This window comes from Frankia sp. AiPs1, from assembly GCF_023716945.1.
In the GTDB taxonomy this organism is placed as follows: domain Bacteria; phylum Actinomycetota; class Actinomycetes; order Frankiales; family Frankiaceae; genus Frankia.
The window spans coordinates 1-9,681 of record NZ_JAMQQF010000205.1; the positions used below are offsets into that span (position 1 = coordinate 1).

At 72.2% G+C, this 9,681-nt stretch carries 10 protein-coding genes and 1 pseudogene; 8 read left to right on the plus strand and 3 right to left on the minus strand.

Annotation, left to right across the window (positions count from 1 at the left end; all coding sequences use genetic code 11):
* From ND748_RS17700 to ND748_RS17710, 4 genes are all read left to right on the plus strand, one after another.
* The coding region (locus tag ND748_RS17700) for a GTPase-associated protein 1-related protein (protein ID WP_251746908.1) at positions 1-1,652 on the plus strand (1,652 nt) is incomplete at its 5' end.
* Positions 1,653-1,713: 61 nt separating this feature from the next.
* Entirely contained in the window at positions 1,714-3,258 is a 1,545-nt protein-coding gene (locus ND748_RS17705) for a hypothetical protein (RefSeq protein WP_251746909.1), read from the plus strand.
* Between the two features lie 54 nt (positions 3,259-3,312).
* Positions 3,313-3,438 (plus strand): hypothetical protein, encoded by a 126-nt coding sequence (locus ND748_RS34110; protein WP_285902293.1) that lies wholly within the window; start codon positions 3,313-3,315, stop codon positions 3,436-3,438.
* A 211-nt stretch (positions 3,439-3,649) separates the two neighbouring features.
* Positions 3,650-4,765: an alpha/beta hydrolase gene (locus tag ND748_RS17710; RefSeq protein WP_251746910.1), complete on the plus strand. Its 1,116-nt coding sequence runs from the start codon at positions 3,650-3,652 to the stop codon at positions 4,763-4,765.
* A 46-nt stretch (positions 4,766-4,811) separates the two neighbouring features.
* Here the strand turns inward: ND748_RS17710 and ND748_RS17715 are convergent, their stop codons facing one another.
* Positions 4,812-5,504: a M50 family metallopeptidase gene (locus tag ND748_RS17715; RefSeq protein WP_251746911.1), complete on the minus strand. Its 693-nt coding sequence runs from the start codon at positions 5,502-5,504 to the stop codon at positions 4,812-4,814.
* A 368-nt stretch (positions 5,505-5,872) separates the two neighbouring features.
* Here ND748_RS17715 and ND748_RS17720 point away from each other — a divergent pair, with 368 nt between their 5' ends.
* From ND748_RS17720 to ND748_RS17735, 4 genes are all read left to right on the plus strand, one after another.
* Complete coding sequence (locus tag ND748_RS17720) at positions 5,873-6,919, plus strand: aldo/keto reductase (protein WP_251746912.1); 1,047 nt, start codon at positions 5,873-5,875, stop codon at positions 6,917-6,919.
* Between the two features lie 259 nt (positions 6,920-7,178).
* The gene (locus ND748_RS17725; protein ID WP_251746913.1) at positions 7,179-7,694 is read left to right on the plus strand and encodes a DUF664 domain-containing protein; all 516 of its coding nucleotides are present in this window, start codon (positions 7,179-7,181) and stop codon (positions 7,692-7,694) included.
* A gap of 85 nt (positions 7,695-7,779) precedes the next feature.
* A complete protein-coding gene (locus tag ND748_RS17730; protein WP_251746914.1) occupies positions 7,780-7,968 on the plus strand; it encodes a hypothetical protein in 189 nt (62 codons plus the stop codon).
* Between the two features lie 43 nt (positions 7,969-8,011).
* Positions 8,012-8,605, plus strand: coding sequence for a GNAT family N-acetyltransferase (locus ND748_RS17735; protein WP_374215957.1), 594 nt, complete (start codon positions 8,012-8,014; stop codon positions 8,603-8,605).
* A 103-nt stretch (positions 8,606-8,708) separates the two neighbouring features.
* Here the strand turns inward: ND748_RS17735 and ND748_RS17740 are convergent, their stop codons facing one another.
* Together ND748_RS17740 and ND748_RS17745 are read right to left on the minus strand one after the other, a co-directional pair.
* On the minus strand, positions 8,709-9,146 hold the full coding sequence (locus ND748_RS17740) for an SsgA family sporulation/cell division regulator (protein WP_251746916.1): 438 nt from the start codon (positions 9,144-9,146) through the stop codon (positions 8,709-8,711).
* A gap of 225 nt (positions 9,147-9,371) precedes the next feature.
* A pseudogene (locus tag ND748_RS17745) lies at positions 9,372-9,681 on the minus strand (DUF3710 domain-containing protein); the annotation flags it as partial.

A 9,681-nucleotide genomic window follows, 5' to 3' on the forward strand; every position in this document is an offset into this window, starting at 1 on the left:
CCCTGGACCCGCGCACTGTCGAGCGGATCGGTGTGGCCGCGCTGCAGGCACTCGCCGAGGGCAGGCCGGCGGGCACCGGCACCGCGCTCACCGCCCTCACGACGGCGGCGGAGGCGAGCGGTGCCGACCGGCTGGCAGTCGCCGTGGAGATGTTCGCGGTGGACATCGAGGTCGGCGAACTGCTGGCCCGGCGTCCCGCCGACGGAAGCTGGAACGTGCCGCTGCGCTCGGTCGCGGGCCGCGCCCACGCCCGCGACCGTTACACCCAGGCCCTGGACGGGGCCCCCGGCGAGGTGGCGACGGCGCTGCTGCACCTGGCCGCCCGCGAGGAGCTCGACCTGGCCGCCCCCCTGCTGCGGGCCTGCGGGGAGCGCCTCATCGGGCCTGCGGTGCTGGCCGGGCGCTCGGCGACGACCGCGGAGCTGATGCGGGTCTGGCCGCCGCTGCGCGCCGGTGTGGTGGCCCATCTCGCCGCCGTCGCGGCGCAGGAACCCGACCGGCTCGTCGACCTGATCGCCGACGGCCTCGACGAACCCCTGCACGACGACGAGACGCGGGCTTTCCCCGCCCTGCACGCGGTCTGGCTGATCGCCCGGTCCCGTCATGATCCGCGGCTTCGGGTGGACACGTTGGCGGAGATCGCGCGGCTGCGGCCGGCCGGGCCGCAGCCGGGCGCCGGGCCCGCCGTGCGCGCGGACCTGCTGCGGCGGATCTGGCCCGACGGCGCGTGGACGCCGGGCGAGGCTCTGCGGGTGCTCGATCAGCTCGACCACGCCGATCTCACCACGCCGGCCGCGCTGGCCTGGCTGAACGCGGTCTTCGCCCTGGGGCACCCGGACGCGGCCGGCAGCGGGCGGCTCGGTGACCCCAGCAACCTCGGTGACCCCAGCAACCTCGGTGACCTCGGTGACCTCAGCGACCTCGAGGAGCTGTGCCGGGCGGTCGAGCAGTCGCCGATCGCGGCGCGGCTGAGTCCACCCGCCCGCGCGACGATCACCCGGATGACGACCATCGGACGCCGGCTGGCCGCCGCCACCGCCCCCGACAAGCAGGCCGCCGTGCTGACCTCGGACCTGGACCGGCTGCCCCAGGCCCAGCGCACCCACAATCTCGGCAAGCTGACCGAACTGCTGAACGGGGCCGCGGCCCGGGAACTCCCGGACATCTTCGCGTCCTGCCCGCGCAAGGCGGTGGAGCACTACCTCGTGAGCATGCGCGCCTACCTGGGCCCGGAGCGGGCCCGCGCGGACATCGCCGGCCGGCTGTACTACGTACTTTCCGTCCTTCGACGCAGCCACGCCCGCAACGCCGGCGCCGTCGCCACGATCATCGAACGCCATCTGCTCGACCCGCTGACCGAGTGGCGTTACCAGGACCTGCGGGCGGTGCACACACAGATCATCCGGATCGACTCCGCGGCCGCCGCGGAGTTCGCCGACTGGCGGGACCTGAACGCCGCCGGCTGGTGGCGCCGAACGTGGACCAGGCGCCGTCTCGAGAACGCGGCCAGGGCGCCCGAGAAGGCGGCGCGGCAGCAGCAGAAGGCGGCCCAGAAGAAGAAGGACGATCAGCGGAAGAGGGCGGAACGGAAGAAGAAGGAAGAAGCGCGCAGGAGGGCGGAGCAGCAGCGGAAGAAGGACCGGCAGCGGTGACGAGTTCCTGATCCGACGACGTCGAGATGGGCCCCACCCACAGCCAGGGAGATGACCACGGATGGGCACTCTGATCCTGCTGGTGTTCGGCGCCTGGCTGGTCATCATGTTCTTCGCCATCCCCGGGCCGTTCATCACCGCGGCCGCGGCCCTCTACTTCGCCGGGCTGCTCGTCGTCGCCTACTTCCAGGAGTTCGGCCGGGCGATGGGGCTGGGGCCCAACCCGGCCGCCGCGGCGGCGGACCGCCCGCCGTCGCGACGCACCGAGGACGGCCGGGAGCCGGCGTACCGCCAGTACCTGTTCCGGCAGGCCGGCCGCGACCTGCGGCACACCCACCGGCTGGTCTGGCCGCGGCTGGTCGCCATCGCCACCGGTCGCCGGCGCCAGCTGAAAAACGCGTTCTTCGGCTACGGGCCGATGGACTGGCGCTGGCCGATCGGCGTCGTGCTGATAGTCGGTCTGCTGGTGGGCACGCTGCTCGGCCTCACTGTGATCTCGCTGGTGGCGGCGGCCCAGGGCGTCGTGCTGCTCGGCGTCGGCCTGGTCGCCTTCCTGGGGATCTACCTGCTGCGCGGAGTCGACACCGTCCTGCTGTGGATCCGGGGTGTGCGCATCACCTGCCCGGCCTGCTACCGGCGCGGCTTCTACCCGGTCTACGAGTGCCGCAACTGCACCGCCCGCCACCACGACGTGCGGCCCGGCCGCTACGGCGTCGTCCGGCGGATCTGTGCCTGCGGGGAGCGCCTGCCCACGCTCCTGCTGCTCGGCAGCCATCGGATGAAGGCGTTCTGCGCGCACTGCGAGGCCCCGCTGGCCGACCGGGTCGGCACCTCCGCCGAGGTCGTCCTGCCGGTGTTCGGCGCCGCCGGAGCCGGCAAGACCCGACTGATGATCGTCATCATGATGGCCGTCGACGCGATCGCCCGGCGCAGCGACGCCACCCTGCAGCTCGCCGACGAGGACACCCGCCGGTGGGACACCCAGGCCCGCCGCGAGCTGCTCGGCTCGGACAACGTCGCGAAGACCAGGATCCGACTCCCGCGGGCCTACTCGATATACCTCAAGCCCCGCCGCGGCGGCCGCCGGCTGGTACACGTCTTCGATCCGGCCGGTGAGTACTTCAACGAATCAGACCGGCTGCAGGAACTACAGTTCCTCCGGCTGGCGAGCACCTTTCTCTTCATCGTCGACCCCCTCTCGATCGATGGCCTGTGGTCCCGGCTCGATCGCCGCGACCAGGACCGGAACCGCAGCATCCGGGCCCGGCGCGAACCGGAGTTCGTCTTTGCGCAGACGGTGCAGAACCTCGAGGCGATGGGAGTACGGACGAGGAAGAGCCGACTCGTCGTCGTCGTCAGCAAACGGGATCTCATCAGCCGGCTGCTGAGCGCCGACGGAGTCGAGGACAGCAACGAGGCCGTCGAGCGCTGGCTCGACGAGAACCTGCAGCAGGGAAACATGCTGCGGGCGATGCGGCACGCGTTCGGCGAGGTCTCCTTCTTCCTCACGACGTCCGTCGTCTCCGACGACCATCAGGTCGACGACAGCGTCGAACGACTCACGTCCTGGACGCTCGCGCGCCAGGGTCTGCGGCTGTCGGGGTGACTTCTTGATGATCGGGATGGTGGCAGTGCCCAACTCCGTCGAGGAGCGTCGCCCGTGAGCGCCGCCGAGGTCGACCCGTACCGCCGGTGGCGCCGGACCCTGTTCTGGATCTCGATGCCGCTGGGCGTTCTGGCGATCCTGCTCGTCGTTGGCCTCATCGCGCTGGTAGGGCGGGGCTGACATGGCCGGGCGGATGGCGGTGAGCCGCTCCACGATCGAGCCGTGCTGGAATCGCGCTGCGCACGGGTCCGAACATCCCGTCTACTGGGCCGCCTTCACCTTCCTCGGCCGCCCGTAGCGCGGCCAGGTAGGCCAACCCGGCGTGGTGAGCGAGCGAAACGAGGCCAACCGACCGACCATGTGAGCGGCCCAACCAGGTAAGGATGTGCGCGTGGTCAGTGCGAGCGGATGGCGGTTGCCGGTGGCGGCGGGACTGGAGCTGCACGTCGAGGACGTGCGGCCGGACGCCCGCCCGCCCGGCGCGACGGCTCTGGCCGGGATCACCCATGCCGGGATCGCCCATGCCGAGATCGGCGTCCCGCCGGCCGAGGGCGGTGGGCCCGGTGCCGCGGGCGTCGGGGCCGGTGACCGGGACCGCCCGGTCGTGCTGGTCCACGGGATCGCCGGCAGCACCGCGGACTGGTCCGCGGTGGCACCCGAGCTGGCCGCGTCGCGCCGAGTGATCGCCTACGACCATCGGGGGCACGGCGCGAGCGGCCGGGCACCCGGCGGTCGAGCGGGCTACACCTTCGACCTGCTCCTCGCCGACCTCGCCGCCGTCATTGCGGCGCTTGGGCCGGCCGAGGTCGATCTCGTCGGCCACTCACTGGGCGGGGTGATCGCGCTGCGCTACACGCTGGAACATCCGGATCGGGTGCGTTCTCTCCTGCTCGTCGACACCGCGGCCGCCCCGGCCACCCCCACCGGCCCGGTCGCGCGGCGCATCCTGGCGGCGGTGCTGGAGGGAGCGGCGGCGATCATGTCGGGCACCGGCGTTGCTCAGCGTGACGGCCGAGCTGGCGGCGACGGGGATGGCGCCGACGGGGATGGCCCGGTGGGCGCGGCGCAGGGCGACAGCAGCGAGGCTGCGGCGCCGGACGGCGGCGGCCTGGGCGCGGTCCACGACCATCGCAACCCCGCCGAGCGCCAGATGGCGGGGTTGGGCCAGACGGACCCGGAGGCGCTCGCCGCGCTGGGCCGGGAACTCGGCTGCTACCCCTCGCTCGTTCCCCGGCTCGGCGAGATCACCGCGCCGACGACCGTCATCGTCGGCGAGCACGACTCCACGCTGCGGGCGGGCGCGCAGACCCTGGCACACGACATCCGCGGAACCCACCTCGCCGTGATCGCCGGGGCCGATCACAGCCCCCAGGCCAGCCGTCCACTGGCGTGGCTGGCCGCCGTCGACGCCCACTTCGCCCGCGTCGAGACGGCCGCGGCCGGGGGCATCTCGGCCGGGGGCGACTCGGTCGGCGGCACCCCGGCCGGCGGCACCCCGGCCGGCTGATGCAGCACCTTCCGCCTGCCCGGGTATCAGGCGAGTTGTCCGGACGTCAGGCGAGCAGGAGGGCCGTGCCTTTCAGGGCGCACCACAGGCTGAAGGCGGTGAAGGCAAGGACCCAGAGCAGCGCGGGAAGGTGGGTGCTCTCGGCGAGCTTGTCGGCGTCCGAGCCGACCGCGCCGCGGCGACGCGCCCGGTGCAGGATCAGCACCGACCGTGGGCCGGAGAACAGCAGCAGCCAGGTGAGCAGGTAGGCGTACCAGAGCTGGGCCCAGCCCGGGGCGTACCGGCCGGCGAGGATCAGCGAGGCGCCGACCGAGACGACGACCAGTTCCCCGAAGCGGTTGCGCATCACGAGCAGCAACGCGGCGAGCGCCACCACCGCCAGGATGAGCACGGCGGTCACCTTGCCCGCCGCCAGCAGCCGCGCCGAGCAGACCCCGATCAGCGAGGGGAAGGTGTAACCCGCCGCCCGCGTCGCGAACAGCCCGACGCCGCGGCGCCGACCGAACGAATAGGTCAGGCCACTGCCGTCGGACTCCACCCAGACGCCGCCCACCCGCCGGCCGACGAGGAAGGCCACGAAGGCGTGCCCGCCCTCGTGGACCGCGGTGTCGAGATGCTCCGGCACGCTGCTGGCCAGCACCGCCAGCAGCGCGAGGAGCCCGGTCACGACGGCGACCGACCGCGGCGCCGCCGCCCCGTCGACAACGGCGGCAAGGATGTCGCCCCCCACCCTGCTCACCCCGTCCTCGTTCACCCCATCCTCCGGCCGTCCCGAGCGCGATGATTCCAACGGGACGCTGCCGAATCCCCGCCTTTTGCCGGTATTCCGGCTGGCACCCCATCTCGGCGCCCGCCGGTCGGGCCTCGCAGGTCGGGCATCGCAGGTCGGGGTTGACTTCGAGCGTGCTCTTATCGTTACGGTCAACTACGGGAAGGTCGCGGCCGGGCGGGATCGGCGACGACACATGCGGGGCCAGGCGACGCATGCAGGGCCACGCGACACATGCAGGTCAGCGACACATGCAGGTCAGCGACACATGCAGGTCAGCGACACATGCAGGTCAGCGACACATGCAGGTCAGCGACGACAGTGCAGGAGACTCATCCATGCGGTACCGCAAGCTCGCCCGGACCGGCGTCGAGGTCAGCACCCAGTGCCTGGGCGCCATGATGTTCGGTGCCTTCGGCAACACCGACCACGACGAGTGCGAACGCATCATCAACCACGCGCTCGACGCGGGCATCAACTTCGTCGACACCGCCGACGTCTACTCCCAGGGCGAGAGCGAGCAGATCGTCGGCAAGGCCATCAAGGGCCGCCGTGACGACATCGTCCTGGCCACCAAGTGCTTCACCCAGATGGGCGACGAGCGCAACCACCGCGGCGGCTCGCGGCGCTGGATCACCCGGGCCGTCGAGGACAGTCTGCGCCGGCTCGACACCGACTACATCGATCTCTACCAGGTGCACCGCCACGACTGGGACGTCGACCTGGAGGAGACTCTCGGCGCCCTGACCGACCTCGTGCACCAGGGCAAGGTCCGTTACCTGGGTTCGTCGTCGTACCCGGCCGACTGGATCGTCGAGGCGCAGTGGGCCGCGCGCCGCCGCAACAGCGAGCGGTTCGTCTGCGAGCAGCCGCAGTACTCGATCTTCGCCCGCTCGATCGAGGAGGCGGTGCTGCCCGCGACGTTGCGCCACGACGTGGGCGTCATCCCGTGGAGCCCGCTGGCCGGCGGCTGGCTGACCGGCAAGTACCGCCGCGACGCCGAGATCCCGTCGGGCTCGCGCTACGGGTCGGAGGGGCTGTTCGCCCGCCGTCGCGGCGGTGCCGGACTGGACGAGGACCCGAGCACGCCCGCCCGCTACGACGCGGTGGAGGGACTCGCCACCATCGCCGAGCAGGCCGGGATCTCGCTGACCCACCTGGCGCTGGCGTTCGTGGACAGCCACCCGGCGGTGACATCGACGATCATCGGGCCGAAGACGCAGGCGCAGCTCGACGACGTGCTCGCCGGCGCCGACGTCACTCTCGACGCGACCACGCTCGACGCGATCGACAAGGTCGTCCCGCCGGGCACCGACATCGCCGGCATCGAGCACCACAGCGGCAACCCCTCGCTGCGCCCCGCGTCCCGCCGCCGCGCCGGCTGACCCACACTGCCGGCTGACCCACACTGCCGGCTGACCCACACTGCCGGCTGACTCCACGTCGGGGTCATCACCGCACGTTCCTTGCCCTTCCAGGGGGACAAAGCGCCCGCTGACCCCTCCCGGAGGGCAAGGAAGACGGACCCTTCGACCGCCCTGGCCGATCGGCGAGAATCGGCGGCGCGCCGGGACGAGCCGTCCTCACTAAGATCGAGACCGGCGCCGTCGGCGTCGCATCGACCACGTTGAGGGAGCCCGCGCGATGAACGGTTCCGATCTTCTCGCCGACGCCTTCGGGCGGATCCGGGACGAGGTGCGCGACGCCGTCACCGGGCTCGACGCGCAGCAGCTCGCCATCCGCGTCGACGGGACGTCCAACTCCATCGGCTGGCTGGTGTGGCACCTGACTCGGGTGCAGGACGACCACGTCGCCGACGTTGCCGACGTCGAGCAGATCTGGACCGCGGGGGGCTTCGCGGACCGGTTCGCGCTGCCGCTGCCGGCCGCGTCGATCGGCTACGGCCACTCGACCGAGGAGGTCGACGCCGTCCGCGTGGCCGACCCGGCGCTGCTCGTCGACTACCACGAGGCCGTCCACGACCAGACCGTCCGCTACCTGGCCACGCTCACCGACGGCGACTTCGACCGCGTGGTGGACGAACGGTGGGCACCGCCTGTCACCCTTGGGGTCCGCCTGATCAGCGTCGTTTCAGACGACCTCCAGCATGTCGGCCAAGCGGCGTTTCTGCGGGGCATCATCGAGCGACGGCAGTCGTGACGGCGCCGGGACGGGCCACCGGCCGACCGGATGTTTCGTCACCCCGGCCGAGAACCCATCGCATTTTCGGCAAAAGGTAGGCGTCGTGCCCCATCGTTTCGTTGCCGGCGACGGTCATCTCATCGTGCTTGACGTCTGGCAGCCCACCGAGGCCTTCCACCAGTTCTTCATCGACCCGCCCGCCATCGACATCCTCATGCGGGACGCCGGGGTCGTCGACCCGCCCGAGATACCCGTCTGGCAACCGACCGAGGGCGCCCCCGACACTCCCTGACTCGGCCATCCACCCGATCGACGCGAGTGGGAGGATGACGGTCGTGCCCGACGCCGGATCACGGCCCGCTACCGGTCCACTCCCCGGTCCACGCCATCCACGTCCCGCGGCCCCGGCGATTCCGGCTCCACCGCTGGAGGACGGGATCATCCTCACGGTGGCCCGGGACGACGACGCGGATCAGATCGTCAAGCTGCAGTATCTCTGCTACCAGTCCGAGGCCGAGTTGTACGGGGACCACGCCATCGCGCCGCTGACGGAGACCGTCGCCGAGCTGCGCGGCCTGCTCGCCGCAGGCGGTGACGACGGGCGGCGCGGCGACGCGACGGTCATCCTCGTCGCGCGGCGCGGCTGGGAGGTGGTGGCGGCGGTGCGCGGGCGGCTCGACGGCGACACCTGTCGGGTCGGCCGGCTCATCACCCATCCGCGGCTGCGCCGCCGGGGGCTCGCCAGCCGGCTGCTCGCCGAGATCGAGCTCCGCCACCCCACCGCTGCCCGCTTCGAGCTGTTCACGGGCGCCCGCAGCGTCGACAACATCCGCCTTTACACCCGCTGCGGGTACCGGGAGACCAGGCGGGCCGTCGACGCCGGCATCGAAATGATGTTCCTCGCGAAGCCGGCCGGGGCGTCCGCCTGAGCGGGCGGGCCACCAGGAGCTCGCACCCTCAGGGCTCCGACCGCCGGGAGCTCTGGCCGGCAGACGCGGGGACTCGGGGCGTCAGGCGCGGGGGCTCGGGGCGTCAGGGGTTGCGGGTGCGCAGGAGGGTGCGCAGCTCGGCGTTCCAGTCGATGCCCTCGCTCTCCCGGCCCGCCGGCACCTTCTGCTCGATCTCCGCGAGGAAGCGGGTGACGATCGAGCGAGGCAGTTCGAGGTCGGCATGCCCGGACGGGCTGGACAGCGAGACGGTGACGACCGCGCGCCCATCCGACCGGGTCGGCCGGATCCGCACGTCACCGGTGCCGGTGGGGCCCTGCGTCCCCTCCGCCAGCAGCGTGCGCGCGAAGATCCAGGTGATGGATTCTCGGCCGGGGCGCAGGATGAGCTCCACCGCGAACGGATCCGCCGGATCGTAACGCAATGTGCCCGCAACGGAGGCTCGCGCACCGTCCTCCGTGACGAAGTCGGCGGACAGATCGCGCACCACGACTTGCGCGGGCGTCGAACTGTGACGGAGCATCGCTGCCTCCCAACACGGTCGGATCCGACCGTGTCAGCATCTCTCCCGCCACGCTCCGGATCAGCCGCCCGAGGGGCCCCTGTGTGCAGGCGGAACAACCCCACGCTCACGGGCCGAACAGCAGGACCTGGCGAGCAGGGCGGATGCGTGGGAGCTACGTGACACGATCATGCGAGTTCCGCGGTCCGGGGTCTGCTATCGGTGGTGCAGGCCCCGGACCGCGGGTCAGCCCCAGGTGGTGAGGTTGCGGCTGAGGCCGCCGACCGGCGCGCCGATCACCTCACGGTTGATCCCCCGCGTGTCCAGGACGATGGCGCCGGACGGCCGGATCCGACCGAGCGCGCCGTCAAGGTCACCGTCGGAGTCGCCGTCGAGGCTGCCGTCGGGAGCACCGGGAGCACCGGCGGGGGCGTCCTCGGGGCCGGCACCGGCGCTGCGGCGGGCGGCGCCGGGAACGATCGGCCGATCATCGTCCCGGTCGTCGTCCCGATCGGTGGGCCGGCGCGCCGGCAGGGCCAGTCCGGCCCGGTAGGCG